Annotated in this window: 19 protein-coding genes; 3 read left to right on the top strand and 16 right to left on the bottom strand. The window is 44.9% G+C overall.

What is annotated here, in order from left to right:
- Positions 1-223: 223 nt before the first annotated feature.
- Together AACX68_RS12955 and cspE are read left to right on the top strand one after the other, a co-directional pair.
- Entirely contained in the window at positions 224-700 is a 477-nt protein-coding gene (locus AACX68_RS12955) for a methylated-DNA--[protein]-cysteine S-methyltransferase (protein WP_099121681.1), read from the top strand.
- 197 nt (positions 701-897) lie between these two features.
- Positions 898-1,107 (top strand): transcription antiterminator/RNA stability regulator CspE, encoded by a 210-nt coding sequence (gene cspE / locus AACX68_RS12950; RefSeq protein ID WP_045969514.1) that lies wholly within the window; start codon positions 898-900, stop codon positions 1,105-1,107.
- A gap of 69 nt (positions 1,108-1,176) precedes the next feature.
- On the opposite strand, the gene crcB is transcribed toward cspE, so the two are convergent.
- The 3 genes from crcB to lipB all read right to left on the bottom strand — a co-directional run bounded on the left by crcB (position 1,177) and on the right by lipB (position 3,309).
- Positions 1,177-1,551: a fluoride efflux transporter CrcB gene (crcB, locus tag AACX68_RS12945; protein WP_228859425.1), complete on the bottom strand. Its 375-nt coding sequence runs from the start codon at positions 1,549-1,551 to the stop codon at positions 1,177-1,179.
- Between the two features lie 12 nt (positions 1,552-1,563).
- The gene (gene lipA, locus AACX68_RS12940; protein ID WP_099111169.1) at positions 1,564-2,529 is read right to left on the bottom strand and encodes a lipoyl synthase; all 966 of its coding nucleotides are present in this window, start codon (positions 2,527-2,529) and stop codon (positions 1,564-1,566) included.
- 144 nt (positions 2,530-2,673) lie between these two features.
- Positions 2,674-3,309, bottom strand: coding sequence for a lipoyl(octanoyl) transferase LipB (lipB, locus tag AACX68_RS12935; RefSeq protein WP_228859424.1), 636 nt, complete (start codon positions 3,307-3,309; stop codon positions 2,674-2,676).
- 181 nt (positions 3,310-3,490) lie between these two features.
- Here lipB and AACX68_RS12930 point away from each other — a divergent pair, with 181 nt between their 5' ends.
- Entirely contained in the window at positions 3,491-4,951 is a 1,461-nt protein-coding gene (locus AACX68_RS12930; protein WP_228859421.1) for a TrkH family potassium uptake protein, read from the top strand.
- Positions 4,952-5,063: 112 nt separating this feature from the next.
- Here the strand turns inward: AACX68_RS12930 and ybeD are convergent, their stop codons facing one another.
- The 13 genes from ybeD to gltK all read right to left on the bottom strand — a co-directional run bounded on the left by ybeD (position 5,064) and on the right by gltK (position 18,456).
- A complete protein-coding gene (ybeD, locus tag AACX68_RS12925; RefSeq protein ID WP_086953830.1) occupies positions 5,064-5,327 on the bottom strand; it encodes a DUF493 family protein YbeD in 264 nt (87 codons plus the stop codon).
- A 108-nt stretch (positions 5,328-5,435) separates the two neighbouring features.
- A complete protein-coding gene (dacA, locus tag AACX68_RS12920; protein WP_228859420.1) occupies positions 5,436-6,644 on the bottom strand; it encodes a D-alanyl-D-alanine carboxypeptidase DacA in 1,209 nt (402 codons plus the stop codon).
- 216 nt (positions 6,645-6,860) lie between these two features.
- On the bottom strand, positions 6,861-7,877 hold the full coding sequence (gene rlpA / locus AACX68_RS12915; RefSeq protein WP_228859419.1) for an endolytic peptidoglycan transglycosylase RlpA: 1,017 nt from the start codon (positions 7,875-7,877) through the stop codon (positions 6,861-6,863).
- 12 nt (positions 7,878-7,889) lie between these two features.
- Positions 7,890-9,002 (bottom strand): peptidoglycan glycosyltransferase MrdB, encoded by a 1,113-nt coding sequence (gene mrdB / locus AACX68_RS12910; RefSeq protein ID WP_099111181.1) that lies wholly within the window; start codon positions 9,000-9,002, stop codon positions 7,890-7,892.
- A 4-nt stretch (positions 9,003-9,006) separates the two neighbouring features.
- The gene (gene mrdA / locus AACX68_RS12905) at positions 9,007-10,935 is read right to left on the bottom strand and encodes a peptidoglycan DD-transpeptidase MrdA (protein ID WP_228859418.1); all 1,929 of its coding nucleotides are present in this window, start codon (positions 10,933-10,935) and stop codon (positions 9,007-9,009) included.
- Between the two features lie 36 nt (positions 10,936-10,971).
- Positions 10,972-11,442 (bottom strand): 23S rRNA (pseudouridine(1915)-N(3))-methyltransferase RlmH, encoded by a 471-nt coding sequence (gene rlmH, locus AACX68_RS12900; RefSeq protein ID WP_099111164.1) that lies wholly within the window; start codon positions 11,440-11,442, stop codon positions 10,972-10,974.
- 2 nt (positions 11,443-11,444) lie between these two features.
- On the bottom strand, positions 11,445-11,771 hold the full coding sequence (rsfS, locus tag AACX68_RS12895; RefSeq protein ID WP_228859417.1) for a ribosome silencing factor: 327 nt from the start codon (positions 11,769-11,771) through the stop codon (positions 11,445-11,447).
- Between the two features lie 98 nt (positions 11,772-11,869).
- On the bottom strand, positions 11,870-12,556 hold the full coding sequence (nadD, locus tag AACX68_RS12890; protein ID WP_228859416.1) for a nicotinate-nucleotide adenylyltransferase: 687 nt from the start codon (positions 12,554-12,556) through the stop codon (positions 11,870-11,872).
- Positions 12,540-13,607: a DNA polymerase III subunit delta gene (holA, locus tag AACX68_RS12885; protein WP_228859415.1), complete on the bottom strand. Its 1,068-nt coding sequence runs from the start codon at positions 13,605-13,607 to the stop codon at positions 12,540-12,542. The genes nadD and holA overlap by 17 nt, the downstream gene beginning before the upstream one ends.
- Entirely contained in the window at positions 13,604-14,131 is a 528-nt protein-coding gene (gene lptE / locus AACX68_RS12880) for an LPS assembly lipoprotein LptE (protein WP_099111160.1), read from the bottom strand. The genes holA and lptE overlap by 4 nt, the downstream gene beginning before the upstream one ends.
- 16 nt (positions 14,132-14,147) lie before the next feature.
- Entirely contained in the window at positions 14,148-16,742 is a 2,595-nt protein-coding gene (leuS, locus tag AACX68_RS12875) for a leucine--tRNA ligase (RefSeq protein WP_228859414.1), read from the bottom strand.
- Between the two features lie 314 nt (positions 16,743-17,056).
- Positions 17,057-17,782 carry an amino acid ABC transporter ATP-binding protein gene (locus tag AACX68_RS12870; protein ID WP_228859413.1) on the bottom strand — a complete coding sequence of 242 codons (726 nt, stop codon included), beginning with the start codon at positions 17,780-17,782 and terminating at the stop codon, positions 17,057-17,059.
- Positions 17,782-18,456, bottom strand: a complete 675-nt coding sequence (gene gltK, locus AACX68_RS12865; RefSeq protein WP_228859412.1) for a glutamate/aspartate ABC transporter permease GltK — start codon at positions 18,454-18,456, stop codon at positions 17,782-17,784. The genes AACX68_RS12870 and gltK overlap by 1 nt, the downstream gene beginning before the upstream one ends.

The raw sequence follows: 18,456 nt of genomic DNA, 5'->3' as shown, positions 1-18,456 counted from the left end.
AATATATGGTGTTTTTATCTTTTTTGAATGTGTGTTATTAAAAGTAAGGTATTATATCTTATTGGCAATCCTCTGATTTTTATTATCAGTAGGCGGTATGGTTTCTTTATCAAATTGTCAGATGTGTAACTGAATTCATCATTGCAAATTGATGAAGGAGAGCTTTAGGCTAGTATAGAAATAGTGCAGAAATTATTAACAATAAATTAAATGGAGGTAGTTTATGTATCACCATTATCTGAATACTCCAGAAGGTTTTCCTAAACCTTATGTGCACGTCACTGCTAATGATGAAGGCGTTACTAGTATTTATTTTGTTAATGAAAAGAAAGAATTAGAATCTAAAAATGCGATAACTAAGCAGTGTGTAAAAGAGTTACAAGAATATTTTAAAGGAAAGCGAGATACATTTACGGTTCCTTTAAGTATGCAGGGAACTGAATTTCAGCAGCGGGTTTGGAAGCAGCTCTGTAATATCCCATTTGGTGAGATGTGGAGTTACAAACAATTAGCACTGACACTGGGTTCGGTAAATTATTGTCGTGCCGTTGGTATGGCGAACTCACGTAATCCTATTTCGCTGATTGTCCCCTGCCATCGGGTAATTGGCCATGATGGTAAGTTAGTCGGATATACAGGGGGGCTGAATATTAAGGAATGGCTGCTGGAGCACGAGAAGAAAAAGAAGGTAAAAAAGTAAACAAAACTAAAATGAAACGCCAATTGATTTGTGAAATGGCAATTGGCGTATAAAATAAATCAATGAAATTAAACAAAACGTGCGTTTTCGGCATTTTGTTATATATTTCGTGATCTAGGTTGCAGACAGTAAGCTATATTATTTGTTGTACTGTATGTAGCACGGAGTTTGTGTCATTTTTATTAAAGGTAAGTTTGATGTCTAAAATTAAAGGTAACGTTAAGTGGTTTAACGAATCTAAAGGATTTGGTTTTATCACTCCAGAAGATGGTAGCAAAGATGTTTTTGTACACTTTTCCGCCATTCAATCAAATGGTTTCAAGACACTGGCAGAAGGCCAAAAAGTTGAATTTGAAATCACCGAGGGTGCGAAAGGTCCATCTGCTGCAAACGTTGTCGCGATCTAATTTCTAATCCCGTATTTTGAAAACCCGTTATAAAAACGGGTTTTTTTATGTTTTCTGACTCTCGCTGTCTCAGAGCTTGTTTATCACAGCAAAGGCGAGCATGGTCATCAATAATGAGCCAGTTACATTTGCTAGAATGCTACCCAACGCCCAGCTGATTTTCCCTGCCTGTAATAAATAAACCACTTCAGCAGAAAATGTAGAGAACGTCGTCAGGCCACCACAGAAGCCTGTTGTTAACAGAAGTTTCCAGACAGGATCGATATGTGTCGCTTTACTGAAATAAGCCAGCCCCAGCCCGATAATAAATGCGCCAACACAGTTAGCCGTCAGAGTCCCGACGGCAATTGGCGCTGAGATAGGATTCAGGCGGAGGCTGATAAACCAGCGTAAGACGCTGCCTATACCACCACCGATAAATACAGCAAGAACAAGATTCATCAGTAGTGGTATCGCTTATTTGACTTCCATGCCTTTGGCCTGCATGTCTGCATGGTAAGATGAGCGAACAAACGGGCCACAGGCTGCATGGGTAAAGCCCATTTCTAAGGCTGCCTCTTTCATTTCATCAAATTCTGCCGGGCTGACATAACGCTGTACAGGCAAATGGTGGCGGCTAGGCTGTAAATACTGCCCCAATGTCAGCATGGTGACGCCATGTTTGCGCAAATCACGCATGACTTCCAGAATTTCTTCGTTAGTTTCTCCTAAACCTACCATCAGGCCAGATTTAGTCGGAATATCCGGATGTGCTTCTTTAAATCTTTCCAGTAATTTTAATGACCATTCATAATTAGCACCCGGACGGATCTGACGATACATACGTGGTACGTTTTCCAGATTGTGGTTAAACACATCAGGTGGTGTTGCGGTCAAAATTTCCAGTGCGCGATCCATACGACCACGGAAATCCGGTACCAGAGTTTCAATTTTAATTGATGGATTTTTTTCACGGATCGCAGTGATACAGTCGGCAAAGTGCTGTGCGCCGCCGTCACGTAAGTCATCACGGTCAACGGAAGTGATAACAACGTAGCGTAGCCCCATATCCTGAATGGTTTGCGCAAGTTTAATCGGTTCATTAGCATCAGGCGCGTTTGGTCGGCCATGTGCCACATCACAGAACGGGCAGCGGCGGGTACAAATAGCACCCAGGATCATAAAGGTCGCTGTTCCGTGATTAAAACATTCTGCAAGGTTAGGGCAGGAGGCTTCTTCACAGACGGAGTGCAGCCCATTTTTGCGCATTGCAGCTTTGATTCCCTGAATGCGGCTGGAATCCGCAGGAAGTTTGATTTTCATCCACTCAGGTTTACGCAAGAGTGCTTCACGTTCTGTAACCACTGTTTTCACAGGGATTAAAGCCATCTTATCTGCGTCGCGGTATTTGACACCACGTTCCATCTGAATTGGTTTACTCATAATCGTGCTGGTTCCAGTTATATTCTTCAGATTGTAATTTATTGCCTGATCACTATTTCGCTGATTAATAAACTAAATTCAGCATCAAATTCATCGGGGCAATAAGACTATTCAAATTTTTTTGAAAAATGTTAAAAAATTATATCATCTTTCATCGGTGAGTTGGAATCCCAAGATCTGGCAGAATTTTTGTGCCAGAACGGGCTGTACATCTTCAACTGTGATCCCGCTAACGAGGTCACTGAGCTGGGTCATTTGCATACCTGCATATCCACATGGATTAATGCGCAAAAATGGCTGTAAATCCATTGCAATATTTAATGCCAGCCCATGAAAAGAGCACCCTTTGCGGATACGCAATCCCAATGAACAAATTTTATTACCATTGACATATACCCCCGGCGCATCGGCCCGGGCATAAGATTCAACGCCAAAATGAGCTAACGTTTCGACAACGGTATTTTCAATCGCGGTGACGAGCTGACGAACCCCGAGCTTAGCGCGTTTCAAGTCGATCAAAATATACATGACCTGCTGCCCGGGACCATGATAAGTGATTTGCCCACCCCTGTCGGACTGAATAACAGGAATATCACCTGCGGCAATTATATGTTCTGCTTTACCCGCCTGACCTTGTGTAAACACTTTCTCATGTTGGACAAACCAGATTTCATCGGTAGTTTCCGCTGTCCGCTGCTCGGTGAACTGGTGCATGGCTTCAGAAACCGGCTCGTAGGGCTGAATACCCAACTGGCGTAAAATAACGGTGTTATGTTGCAATGGACTGTCATCATCGGTTAACAAAAATTGCCCGCCAGTATAACGCTCTAAAAGGATTCTCACCAGTTCGGCAATGCGCTAATACACTAATAATGTTAATTAGACGAATATATTTAAATTTTATATTATCATAGTTATATATTTTGATGATTTCCCCCTTGTTTTCTGTTTGAGCTAACAGATGGTCAGAAAAAACCAACTTTTGATTGTAGGGCATCTTTGCAGTTCTCTGGTGCTCCTTTACAGCCTCTCAATGTTGCTGCCTACTTTTGTTGCCCTAATTTATAAAGAAAAAAGCGTTTTTGCTTTTTTAGAAACTTTTATAATCGGGTTGATTTTTGGCGGCGTTGGGTGGTATTTCACTCGAAAAACAAAAATACAACCCAGTACTCAGGACGGATTCCTTATTATCGTCCTGTTCTGGTTGCTCTTTTCGTTGTTGAGTGCCTTGCCTTTCGTACTGGATAAAAGCCTGAATATCAATCTTGTTGATGCCATGTTTGAAGGTGTATCCGGTATTACAACCACCGGAGCAACAGTACTGAATGATGTTTCTACCCTACCTAAATCCGTTCTTTACTATCGTGCCCAGTTAAATTTTATCGGTGGCTTGGGCGTGATTGTTCTTGCTGTGGCTATCCTGCCGCTGCTTGGCATTGGTGGCGTAAAACTTTATCAGTCAGAAATGCCGGGCCCATTTAAAGAGGAGAGATTAACGCCACGTCTGGCTGATAGTGCTAAAAGTCTATGGGTAGTTTATCTGTTATTGGGTGGACTATGTTCGTTCAGCTTCTGGGCTGCCGGGATGTCTTGGTTTGATGCCATTTGTCATGGGATATCAACGGTTTCTTTGGGAGGATTTTCGACCCGCAATGAAAGTCTTGGCTATTATGACAACTCCCTGATTGAAATGGTGGGCGGTGTTTTCTCAATATTGTCGGCAGTTAACTTCACACTTTATTTTGTCATTCTGACCAGGAGAAGCCTTAAACCGTTACTGAAAAATCCAGAGTTTAAATTTTTCCTGTTGGTACTTTTCATCGTAGTTTGCATTATTTGGCTGGAGTTATACCGTTCTGGCATGTATGGGCTGAAAGACTCGTTTGTGCATGGTTTCTTTATGACCAGTTCAATGATGACCGATAATGGTCTGTCGACTTCCGATTATGCACAGTGGCCACCCCATACGATGCTGATGTTATTGGCTGTCAGTTTCTTTGGTGGCTGTGTTGGTTCCACTTGTGGAGGCATTAAAGCATTACGTTTCCTGATCCTGACAAAACAAAGTTTCAGTGAGATTAATCAACTTATTCATCCAAATGCGATTTCAACCATTAAAGTGGGTCAGGCACCTGTACAGGAAAGGGTACTGCGTTCGGTCTGGGGTTTTTTCTTCTTATATGTTTTTTGTAGCTGTTTCTTTATTTGGGCGCTAAATCTTCTTGGTTATGATTTGGTGACTTCATTTGCCACGGTTGCAGCATGTATCAATAACATGGGAGTAGGTTACGGCGATACAGTACAAGGTTTTGGCAACCTTAGTGCAGTAGCGAAATGGATGATGTGTGCTGCTATGTTATTGGGAAGGCTGGAAATCTATCCTATTTTGATCCTCTGTTCGAAAGCGTTCTGGCGTTTTTGAGTGGAGGTTAACAGATAATCGGATAAAGTCAGGTTAGATAGAGCAGATAGAGAAAAGCGCTGGTTTTTGCCAGCGCTTTGTCGAAATAATCACAGATTAACAAAGTGATGTATTACAGCACGACACGCACCAGTTCCAGTGCGCCTAACTCTTCATACAGTGTTTCAACCTGCTCAATGTGAGTTGCATTGATGGTAATAGAAACAGAGTGGTAGTTGCCTTTGCTGCTTGGTTTCACATCTGGGGAGTAATCGCCCGGTGCGTGGCGCTGAACCACTTCAACAACATGGTCCACCAGCTCAGGTTGAGCTAAGCCCATCACTTTGTAAGTGAATGAGCAGGGGAACTCAAGCAGTTCATTTAATTTCGTTTTCATGGGCACTCCTGATTTATTCGCCACGGTAAAATCAGGTATTCTACCGTGGCATGACTATTTTCTGACAAGTTATATGAATATGTGGTTTAACTTTAATTTTTCAAGATATCAGCCAAGCCAGTGATGGAACATCAAACGGATATAATCGATCAGACGGCTAAAGAAACCACCTTCTTTCACTTCCTGCATCACGACCAGTGGACGTTGCTCAATTGTTTTACCATCAAGCTGGAAATTGATGGTGCCAACAACCTGATTCTGGAGAAGTGGGGCATGTAACTCATTGTTGTTCAGAACATAGCTGGCTTTCAGATCTTTCAGGCGACCACGAGGAATAGTCAGGTAAACATCTTTTTCGACGCCCAGTTGTACTTTATCGTTATCACCAAACCAGACGGGTTCAGAGGCAAATTCTTTACCTGCCTGCAAAGGGGAAACAGTTTCAAAGAAACGGAAGCCCCAGGTCAGCAGTTTTTTACTGTCTGTTTCACGGCCTTTGAAGGTCGGGCTGCCCATCACTGTAGCAATCAGACGCATATTACCTTCCGTGGCGGAAGAGACAAGGTTATAGCCAGCACCGCTGGTATGCCCTGTTTTAATACCATCAACATTCAGGCTTTTATCCCACAGTAAGCCGTTACGGTTAGGCTGGCGAATGTTGTTGTAAGTGAATTCTTTTTCTTTATAGATGGAGTATTCATCTGGTACATCGCGGACCAGCGCCTGACCAATCAGAGCCATATCATGAGCAGAGCTGTATTGACCCGCTGCATCCAGACCATGAACCGTCTGAAAATGAGTGTTTTTTAATCCTAAGCTCTGAACATATTTGTTCATCAGGCCGACAAACGCGTCCTGACTACCTGCTACATAATCCGCCATTGCAACACAGGCATCATTACCTGATTGCAGGTTAATACCGCGGGAGAGCATGGCAACAGAAACCTGATCGCCGGGTTTTAAAAACATCAGGGAGGAGCCTTTGAATACAGGGTTTCCTGTTGCCCATGCATCTTTACCCACGGTAACAATATCATTCGGGCTGATTTTCCCGGATTTAATAGCCTGACCAATAACATAACTGGTCATCATTTTTGTCAGGCTGGCAGGATCGCGACGGACATCTGAATTCTTTTCAGCCAATATTTTTCCTGAATTGTAATCAATCAGAATATAGGCTTCGGCATCGAGTTGTGGAACACCGGGGATCATGGTTTTGAAGCTATCATCGGTGTTGGCGAATGCAGAAGCACTGGCTGCCAGAGCAATGCTCAGCGTGGCATTTTTAATAAAACGGGAAGTAACTATGTATTTCATGATTGATTAGATAACATCCGTGAAGAAGCATTGATAAAAGATAAGTCACATCATAACAAATGACGAAAAGAGTGACATTAAACAAAATTGGGACAGAAGTATATTTGCACTTTTTTACTCGATTGCGCTGTATTCGATGATTGCCTGTATTTTACTTGGTTTCTCCCCACTGATAATGGCCGGAATAAAGGCAAATATCAGCAGGGGATTTGCTAATCACGGAGTAGTAATAAAGGAAGATTGTTGCATTTGATCCGTTAATTTCTTTTGTAACTCTACGGCCTGCTGGCGGGCATTGAAAGGCCCTAGCTGCACGCGGTAAACATGACCAAATTGAATCACTCGTCCGGGAGTATTAAAGCGTTGACTTAACGACTGCTGCCACTCTCTGGCTTTAGCTTCAGTGCTGACAGCGCCAACTTGTACCACATAGCCTGATACGTTAGCTGATTCTGGTGTAGAAGAAGATGTGACAACTGATTTTGTTTGTGCCGGAGGCTCCTGTACGGTTTCCTGCACAGTAGCAGGCTTCTCAGGCTGTGAGACGCTTTGACTATCAGTGCTGACAGTATTTGCGGACAGATTCTGTTCTGAGTGAGTTTGCTCAGATAAACCGGGGACCATACCTGTGACAGAAGCTGATGAGTTCAGCGCAGGTCTGTCAGGTAGGGCGTAGCTTTGTTTGACAATAGTTGAACCTTCTGTACCCAAACCCGCAAGTGAGCCATCAGGAGTAACCTGAACGCCATCCAGCTTAACTTTACTTTGTGGCATTAAATTCAGACGATCAGCAACAGCCCGTGATAATTCGATAATTTTTCCCGGCTTATTATAAGGGCCACGATCATTAACCCTGACAATTATCATGCGTCCATTACTTAAATTAGTGACCCGTACATAGCCCGGTATTGGCAGTGTCGGATGGGCGGCTGTCAGTGCATAGGGAGTATCCCGTTCTCCAATCGCGGTCAATTTTCCGGTGGATTCTTCACCAAATACACTGGCATACCCTGTCTGAGTAAATTGGGCCGGATCCTTGACGATGTGATAATTCACACCGTCCTTTGTGTAATCCTGATTAGCACTGGGGTGATAAGGCTCATAGACAGGCTCTGCACCTAAAACATCACGGGTCGGAATGGGCAGAACGGAGGTGGCGCCTTTTTCATTTTTTGTTGTACAGCCTGAAATCAGTACAGCCACTATGCCGAGAATAAGCCATTGTTGACGCATGAAATCTCTTCCTCATAGACTTTTGGATAATAACTTGCGATGGGTATGTATCGACATGATAATGCCGAATCCAGCCATTAAGACGATTAATGCCGAGCCTCCATAGCTGACTAGTGGCAGGGGCACGCCGACCACTGGCAAGATACCGCTAACCATGCCGATGTTAACGAAAACATAAACAAACAGTATCAATATTAGCCCCCCAACCATGACACGGCCGAAAGTATTTTGTGCTTTGGCTGCAATAATCAGCCCACGGATAATGATCAGTAAATAAAGGGCAAGCAATACGATGACACCAACTAACCCCAGTTCTTCTGCCAGAACCGCAAAAATAAAATCGGTATGACGCTCAGGTAAAAACTCTAATTGTGATTGTGTGCCCTGTAACCAGCCTTTTCCAAATAACCCGCCCGAGCCAATGGCAATCTTTGATTGAATGATATGGTAGCCTTTTCCTAGAGGGTCGCTTTCCGGATCTAACAGCATCATGACTCTGGCCCGTTGATAGTCATGCATCAGAAAGAACCACAATATCGGTAAAAAACAGGCTGCCAATACAACGGCAATCGCGATTAAGCGCCAGTTCATGCCAGCCAGAAACAAGATAAACAGCCCGGATGCGGCGATCAGGATAGATGTACCTAAGTCAGGTTGTGCTGCGACAAGCAGGGTTGGCAAGAAAATTAGGATTAGTGCAATTCCCGTATTTTTCAGGGAAGGGGGGCAAAGATCCCGGTTCATAAAGCGGGCCACCATTAGAGGGACCGCAATTTTGGCAATTTCTGAAGGCTGGAAACGTACAATGCCCAGATCCAGCCAGCGTTGTGCCCCTTTACTGATTTGCCCGAAAACATCAACAAGGATAAGCAGGATCACACAGACAATGTAAAGGTAAGGTGCCCAGCTTTCATATATTCGGGGTGGTACCTGAGCAAGGGCTACCATAACCACCAGCCCGATAAGCACCTGTCCGACTTTACGTTCCATCATGCCAGCATCCTGTCCGCTGGCGCTCCACATAATGAAAAGGCTGTAGGCAAGCAGTAGCAGAATGCACAATAGCAGCGGGGTATCTATATGTATCCTGTTCCAGAAAGGAACTTTTTTCTGCGATTCTGTCATAGCATTACTCATTAATTCGTGTCCCGCTGGCTGGCTTCCCTGCGGGTAGTGACCTGTTTTTATCAGCAGGCTCAGTAGGTGAAGGATCTTTATCACTCTTGATTAGCATATGATCCAAAATCTGGCGCACGATGGCACCAACAGATGGCCCTGCACCGCCATTTTCTAAAATAACTGAGATGGCAACAGTTGGATTATCATAAGGAGCAAAAGCAATCATTAACTTGTGGTCCCGCAGGTGTTCTGCAAGTTTACTTGCATTATAGGTTTCATACCTGAATACCTGAGCTGTACCAGTTTTGCCTGCGACTTTGTAGGGAGTACCAGCGAAAAATCTGCGTGCCGTACCGTTCGGAGCGTTGACAACACCATACATTCCCTCTTTGGCGATCTCCCAATAGCCGGAATGAATATCTCCGATAGGTTCAATGACTGGAGGACGGTAAGGATGGACGCTATTGTTCAGATGAGTCTTCAGCAGAAAGTGTGGTGTTTTCACCACGCCGTCATTGATCAATATCATCAGGGCTTTTACCATCTGCATGGGCGTAGCGGTCCAGTAACCCTGACCGATACCGACAGATATTGTATCACCTTGATACCAAGGTTTTTTATAGCGCTTTTGTTTCCATTCCCGGGTTGGCATATTACCCGCAGTCTCTTCTTTTAGATCAATACCGGTAAACTGACCGTATCCAAATTTTATCATCCACTCGGAGATCCTATCGATACCCATATCATAGGCGAGCTGATAGAAAAAGGTATCAGCCGATTCAACAATAGCCTTATGCACATTCAGCAGACCATGCCCATAACGTTTCCAGTCGCGGTAACTCATATTGGAGTTAGGTAATTGCCATCTTCCTGTGTCATGGATAGTCGTATTCTTTGTAATGACACCGCTGCTTAGCGCTGCAACAGAAATAAATGGTTTTACTGTCGAGGCCGGAGGATATGCGCCTTGTGTTGCACGGTTAATCAATGGGCGGTCAGGATTATTGAGCAGCGCTTTATAATCCTTACTGGAAATACCATCAACAAACAGATTGGGGTCATAGCTTGGAGTCGATACCATCGCCAGCACTTCACCAGTCCGGGGATCGGTAACAACAACGGCGGCCCGGCTGGTTGTCAGGATCTTTTCAATGTAAGTTTGCAGCTCTAAGTCGATTGATAGATAAATATCTTTACCCGCTTGCGGAGGCTGTTCGTGTAGCTGGCGGATAACTTTACCACGGTTATTAACTTCAACTTCTTCATAGCCGGGTTTGCCATGCAGAATGGATTCATAATAACGTTCAATACCCAGTTTTCCGATATCATGAGTCGCCGCATAATCCGGTAATATCCCTTCCTGATCGAGCCGTTCTACATCTTTATCATTAATTTTAGATACATAGCCGATAACGTGGGTGAGGGCAGAGCCATAAGGATAATAGCGGCGTTGATATCCTCGGATTTCCAGACCGGGGAAACGGTACTGATTAACAGAGAACCGGGCAACCTGTACCTGAGTCAGTGGTGTCTTCAGGGGAATTGAGGTAAAACGACGGGCACGTCGCCGTTCTTTTTGGAAATTTTCGATATCTTCATCAGTTAGCCCGACGATAGAACGCAGCTCATTGAGTGTCTTATCAAGGTCATCAACTTTTTGTGGCACAATCTCCAATTGGTAAATTGTACGGTTAGCTGCCAAAAGTGTGCCGTTACGGTCATAAATGAGCCCACGGCTTGGCGCAATGGGAACAAGTTTGATACGGTTCCCATTTGAGCGTGTCTGGTAATCTTCGTGCCGGGTGATCTGGAGATTATAGAGGTTGGCAATCAGAACCCCTGTTAAAAGGATAACGCCAACAAACGCCACGAGTGCGCGGCGTATAAAGAGGGCTGATTCAGCCGTATAATCGCGAAAAGGAGTTCGTTTATTCTTCATCCCATTACCAGAATTCACGGTGATAGATTACCTAATTTATTCCCGATGATAAGGGTGATTAGTTGTGATACTCCATGCCCGGTATAGGCTTTCAGCAACCAAAACCCGTACCAGAGGATGTGGAAGAGTCAGTGGGGAAAGTGACCAGCTTTGTTCTGCCGCTGCTTTACAGGCAGGCGCTAACCCTTCCGGACCACCAATCAGTAAGCTGACATTTCTTCCGTCCTGTTTCCAGCGTTCAAGCTGTTGTGCCAGTTGGGGTGTTTCCCAACGGGAGCCGGGGATATCCAGCGTGACAATACGGTTGCCTTTACCGACAGCCGACAACATCTGTTCGCCTTCTTTTTCCAGAATACGTTTGATATCGGCGTTTTTGCCCCGTTTTCCTGCCGGAATTTCAATCAGTTCAAATGGCATATCTTTGGGAAAACGGTGTAAGTAATCCATGAAGCCGGTCTGTACCCAGTCCGGCATTTTTGTTCCCACAGCGACAAGTTGTAACTTCAAACTCAGCTCCAGAGTTTTTCCAGTTCATACATCCGGCGGCTGTCTTCCTGCATGACATGCACCATTACTTCGCCGAGGTCTACAACAATCCAGTCTGAGATCCCTTGTCCTTCGACACCCATAGGCATAATGCCGGCTTCGCGGCAGTCATCAACCAGATTGTCAGCGACTGACATCAGATGACGACTTGATGTACCGGTGCAAATCACCATGCAGTCTGTAATGCTGGATTTTCCACGAACATCTATAGAAACAATATCCTGTGCTTTTGAATCTTCAAGTTTATCAATAATAAATTGTTGTAGTTCTGTGCCTTGCAAAAGGATCACCTTAATTTTATCAAAGTAGTTGAGTAACGCAGAATAATAGCATGCCCGTCTCTATAAACGTAAGCTACTGAGCCGGGAAATCACATATGATTTAACTATCAACTATATAACTGCTGGGAATCAATATAATTTTGTATTAATGGAGGTAATAAATCATCACAGTTTAAGCCCTGTTGATGGCGGCGGCGAATATCGGTTGCTGAAATGTCCAACAACGGTGTTTCGGCCAGATAAATGTAACCATGTGATTTATGACTTAATGGTGTGGGAGTATCAATTTTATGCTGTTCCAGCCATTCCTGCATTTCCGGTGTTGAAAGCTGCCTTGCATAGCCGGGACGGGAGCAGACCAGTAAATGACAGATATCCAGCAATTCAGACCAGCGATGCCAGGTATGAATGGATTGCAGGGAATCCTGCCCGATGATAAATGCCAGCGGACACTGCTCACCGACTTCTTCACGGAATGACTTTAATGTATCAATAGTGTAAGAAGGCGTCTGACGCTGCAATTCCCGCGTATCAACAGTAAACAGGGGATTATCCTGTACTGCCAGACGCACCATTTCCAGCCGTTGCTGAGCGGTGGCTTCTGGCTGAGGGCGGTGTGGCGGAACATGGTTAGGTAACAGAATAACCTGTTTAAGCCCCGCCAGTTTTGCTAAAGCTTCTACCGGACGTAAATGACCATAATGGATGGGATCAAAAGTACCACCAAATAAAGCATGAATAATCGGTGAATTTAACGATGGATGAGTTAAGGATGAATTAGTGGTGTGAAGCATTCAAAAAGCTCTCTGGTAATATTTTTCCGTGCGTTTTTCCGAGGTCTTTTCCGTATAACAGCAGCATAGAAAGGGTTTCCAGGTCAGCCCAAATAGATTGGCCATAATCCTGTTTGATGCGCAACTCCATCTGGGTCAACAAGTGTATAGCTGAGTGTAGATCTTGCAGTGATAGCCGTTGTAATGCAGTAGTCAAAAGCATCCGACGGTTTTGCCAGACTTTATGTTGATCAAACAGTGTCTTTAAAGGTGTTGTTTTTTCCTGACGCTTAAGGGTTAACAGTAGCATCAGTTCTCGCTGTATAGTACGAAGCAGAATAATCTCTTCGGTATCTTCCTGTCGTAATTGTTTCAGGATATGCCATCCGCGTTTGACTTTTCCCGCCAGTAGCGCATCGACCCAATGGTAAGGGGCAAAATGTGCCGCATCATTGACAGCCTCTTCGACCCGATGAAGCGTCAGGCGATTATCAGGATAGAGCAATGAGAGCCGCTCCAGCGCTTGTGACAATGCCAGCAGATTTCCTTCGTAGCAATAACACAATAACTGGTTAGCTTCATCTTCCAGTGACAGGCCCATACTTTTTGCACGTTGTGCGACCCATTGAGGAAGACGGTTTTGCTCAGGATTGAGACAGCTGATATAAACACCATTTTTCCCGATTGCTTTGAACCAGGTGCTGTTTTCCTGTGCCTTAGTCAGTTTGTGCCCACGGAGTATCAATAAAACATCGTCATGCAATAATTCTGATAGCTTAGCCAGACGTTCCGCCATTGCTGCATTGGGACCATTTTCTGGTAACAACAGAGTAATTGACTGACGGCTGGCGAAAAGGCTGAGTGACTGGCATAAACTGAAGATTTCATCCCACTCGGTATGGTTATCCAGTGAAAACGAGAAATGCTCCAGAAAGCCGTGCTGCTCAGCTACCTTCCGGATACTGTCCTGACTTTCCTGTAGCAGCAATGGCTCATTGCCCCATAGCAGGTAGTTATTTCGCAGCCCTTCATTGAGCTGCGAAAGAAGTTGTTCAGGATAGAGTCTGATCATTGCTTTTGTGTTTCAGCAGATTTAGGTTGCTCTGAACTTTGAATTGTCAGCAGTTTGCGTATCAGCTGACGAGCCGCTTGTTCACGCATTTCCTGCTTAACAAGTTCATTTTCTGCATCTTTAGCTAATGCTTCCAATGGGTTATCAAAAAACGAACGCTCAACCCTGACCTCTAATGGATAAATGTTACCATTTGGCATCAGAACCTGTGCATCAACATCCAGCACCAGTTGACGTTCCGCCGCTTTACCATCCTGAAAGACTGAAACCGTGACATTGTTTTCACTTGAACCCAGTAATTTCAGAATTGGCAGTGAGGCACTGGCCTGCTCAGCAATTCTGACATCGTTCAGACGTAGCTGCTGACGTACTGCCCGTGCCAATGGCCCATAAGGATCACCAGAATTTAGCTGTAATGTCTGGAGTTCTTTGGGAACCTGTGTTGTGCCACGTAGATGAAAGCCGCAGCCAGCGGTGACAAGCACCGCTAACCCCAGCAACAACGTGAAAATACGATGTCGCATACTCTTTCCTATAATATTAACCAACGACCAGATTCAGCAATTTACCCGGAACATAGATAACTTTCCGGATACTGACGCCTTCAAGGTATTTCGTTACGCTGTATTCCTGAGAAGCCATCTCCTGAACATATTCTTTTGACGCATCTGCCGGTACGGTGATACGGCCACGGACTTTACCGTTGATCTGAATGACAACCAGTTTAGTATCATCAACCATGGCTTTTTCATCAGCCTGCGGCCATGCAGCGGTATCAATGTCACATTCATTACCAAGTGCTTTCCACATCACGAAGCAGGCATGTGGTGTGATAGGAGAAAGCATACGTACAACGGCTGTCAGCGCTTCTTGCATCAGGGCACGATCTTGCTCTGTTTCCAGCGGTGCGCGGGTCAGTTTATTCATCAGTTCCATGATAGCGGCTATTGCGGTATTGAATGCCTGACGGCGGCCGATATCATCCGTAACTTTAGCAATAGTTTTGTGCAGGTCTCGACGCAAATCTTTCTGTTCGGTTGTCAGGCTGGTGATATCCAGTGGCTGAATTTCGCCTTTATCAGTATTTTTGCTTACATGCTCGTGAACCAGACGCCATACACGTTTCAGGAAGCGGTTAGCTCCTTCTACCCCAGATTCCTGCCATTCCAGAGTCAGTTCTGGTGGTGCAGCGAACATCATAAACAAACGAACAGTATCAGCACCGTATTTATCAACCATCAGTTGTGGGTCGATACCGTTATTTTTGGATTTGGACATTTTGCTCATGCCGGTATAAACCAGTTCATGACCATCACTATCCATTGCTTTGGTGATGCGGCCTTTCTCGTCACGCTCAACAATAGCATCAGCCGGAGATACCCAGATTTTTTCACCGTTGCTGCCAGTGTAATAGAAGGCTTCTGCCAGAACCATGCCCTGACACAGCAGATGTTTTGCTGGCTCATCTGAATTGACCAGACCCGCATCACGCATCAGTTTGTGGAAGAAACGGAAATACATCAGGTGCATGATGGCGTGTTCAATACCACCAATATATTGATCCACTGGCAGCCAGTAGTTAGCAGCGGCAGGATCAAGCATACCTTTATCATAATCCGGGCAGGTATAACGAGCGTAATACCATGACGATTCCATAAAGGTATCGAAGGTATCCGTTTCACGTAATGCAGGCTGACCATTAATAGTTGTCTTGGCCCATTCCGGATCTGCTTTGATTGGGCTGGTGATGCCATCCATTACAACATCTTCCGGCAGAATAACCGGCAGTTGATCTTCAGGAACCGGAACTACTGTTCCATCTTCCAGTGTTGCCATTGGAATTGGTGCACCCCAGTAACGCTGGCGGGAAACTCCCCAGTCACGCAGGCGATAGTTAACTTTGCGTTTGCCTACCCCCATTTCAACCAGTTTATCAGCGATAGCATTGAAGCCTGCTTCATGGCTCAGCCCACTGAATTCGCCGGAATTGACCAGAGCGTTTTTATCAGTCATCGCGCTTTCCTGGACAGTTGGTACATTACCATCGTTGTCCAGAATGACAGCTTTGATTGGCAGGTTATATTTGGTTGCGAATTCCCAGTCACGCTGATCATGGCCCGGAACCGCCATCACTGCACCTGTGCCGTATTCCATCAGAACGAAGTTGGCAACCCAGATAGGCATTTTTTCGTTAGTTAATGGATGGATTACGAACATACCGGTCGGCATGCCTTTTTTCTCCATTGTTGCCATATCTGCTTCAGCAACTTTGGTATTACGGCAGTCGTTGATAAATTCTGCCAGCTCAGAATTGTTTTCCGCCGCCTGTTTTGCCAGAGGATGACCCGCCGCTACAGCAACATAGGTAGCCCCCATAAAGGTATCCGGGCGGGTGGTATAGACGGTCAGTTTTTCCTGACTGTCAGCAACGTTAAAGGTGATTTCAGCACCTTCTGAACGGCCAATCCAGTTACGTTGCATAACTTTGACCTGCTCAGGCCACTCTTCCAGCTTATCCAGATCGTTCAGTAATTCTTCCGCGTAATCGGTGATTTTAATAAACCACTGCGGGATCTCTTTACGTTCTACAGGGCTGTCACAGCGCCAGCAACAGCCATCAATAACCTGCTCATTCGCCAGAACGGTCAGATCGTTCGGACACCAGTTCACTGCGGAGGTTTTTTTGTAAACCAGACCTTTTTCATACAGTTTGGTGAAGAACCATTGTTCCCAGCGATAATATTCCGGTGTACAGGTTGTGACTTCACGATCCCAGTCGTAACCAAATCCCAGCATTTTTAGCTGGCCTTTCATGTATTCGATATTGGAATAAGTCCACGGTGCTGGTGCGGTCTTGTTTTTAACCGCAGCACCTTCTGCTGGTAAACCGAATGCATCCCAACCGATAGGTTGCAGGACATTTTTACCAAGCATACGCTGGTAACGGGAAATCACATCACCAATAGTGTAGTTACGGACATGGCCCATATGTAGTCGGCCAGAAGGGTAAGGTAGCATGGACAGGCAGTAGTATTTTTCTTTGCTGCTGTCTTCGGTCACTTTAAAAGTTTGCTTCTCTTGCCAATGAAGCTGGACTTGTTGCTCTATGTCTTCTGGACGATATTGTTCTTGCATGGCACCGATGATCCTATGGTGAGTAATAATGCTACGCCTTTATACCCTTCACCTTTCAGGCTGCCTCTTTGTTGGGCTATCTGGGATTAACTCCCTGCCGACGCGATGCAACTCGAAATCTATTGGGTATAGCGAGTATGTTTGTTTATGAAATTTAAGATGCCATAGCATAGCGGATAGGAATAGGGGCAACAACACCTGTTAGTGGTACAACACAGAAAATTACTGAATTTTTACCCCCTTCATCTTTCCTACCGGGAACAGATGCGGTTTAAAGCCGGCGGTAATGTTGGTACCGCCGACCAGAAACGTAATCAGTGCAGAATTTTTGCCAGAAAATCGCGGGCGCGTTCCGATTTAGGGTTGACGAAGAAATCTTCTTTTCTGCTGTCTTCGACAATTGTTCCCTCATCCATAAAGATAACGCGATGAGCCACTTTTTTTGCAAACCCCATTTCATGGGTAACGACCATCATGGTCATTCCTTCGTTAGCCAGTTCAACCATCACATCCAGCACTTCATTGATCATTTCTGGATCAAGGGCAGAAGTGGGTTCGTCAAACAGCATGGCAATCGGATCCATACAAAGAGCACGTGCGATAGCTACCCGCTGCTGTTGCCCGCCGGAAAGCTGGGAAGGGAATTTATGGGCGTGGTTTGATAACCCGACTCTATCTAGCAGTTTCAGGGCTTTTTCTGTTGCTGCCTGCTTATCGCGCTTGAGAACTTTAACCTGAGCCAGCGTCAGATTGTCAATGATCGACAGATGAGGAAACAGTTCAAAATGTTGAAATACCATACCAACTTGGGAACGTAATTGTGCCAGATCGGTTTTTTTATCATTGACTTTTGTTCCATTGACCGAAATTTCACCTTGCTGGACAGCTTCGAGACCGTTGACCGTTTTTATGAGTGTGGATTTGCCAGAACCAGAAGGCCCGCAGACGACCACGACTTCGCCTTTTTTGACTTCAGTTGAACAGTCATTCAGCACCTGAAACTGGCCATACCATTTGGATACATTTTTCAGCGAGATCATTAAATAGTCCTTTTCTTTAAATAGTTAACCAGCATCGAGGCGGAAAAACTAATAACAAAATAAACCAACCCGGCAAACAGAACCATTTCAACCTGTGTACCGTCACGTTCACCGATATTGCTTGCTGTACGGAAAAAATCCGCCAGACTCAATACGTATACCAGAGAAGTATCCTGAAATAATACAATGCCCTGCGTCAGCAGCAACGGTATCATTGCCCGGAATGCCTGTGGCAGAATGACCAAACGCATACTTTGCATGTGTGTCATCCCTAATGCCAGCGATGCTGCTGACTGGCCACGGGAAATACTCTGGATACCGGCCCGGATAATTTCAGAATAATAGGCCGCTTCAAAGATTGAGAACGCTACCATTGCAGAGATTAATCGGATATCAGTTTTTGGTGATATACCCAGAACATTTTGAACTAAGCTAGGCACAATTAAATAGAACCATAACAATACCATTACCAGAGGTACGGAACGGAAGAGGTTAACATACAGGGCCGCAAACCAGCTCAGAGCCTTAATGGAAGAAAGCCGCATCATTGCCAGAATGGTTCCCCAGGCAATGCCAATAACGATAGCTATCAGTGTGATCTCTGCGGTGATGATTAATCCATACAACAGAAGCGGCAGGCTGGGAACAATCGAACTCCAGTCAAATTGATACAT

Source organism: Xenorhabdus sp. PB61.4 (assembly GCF_963894935.1).
GTDB lineage: Bacteria > Pseudomonadota > Gammaproteobacteria > Enterobacterales > Enterobacteriaceae > Xenorhabdus > Xenorhabdus stockiae.
Note: the sequence above shows the minus strand (reverse complement) of the source record. Positions and strands in the feature narration are given on the sequence as shown.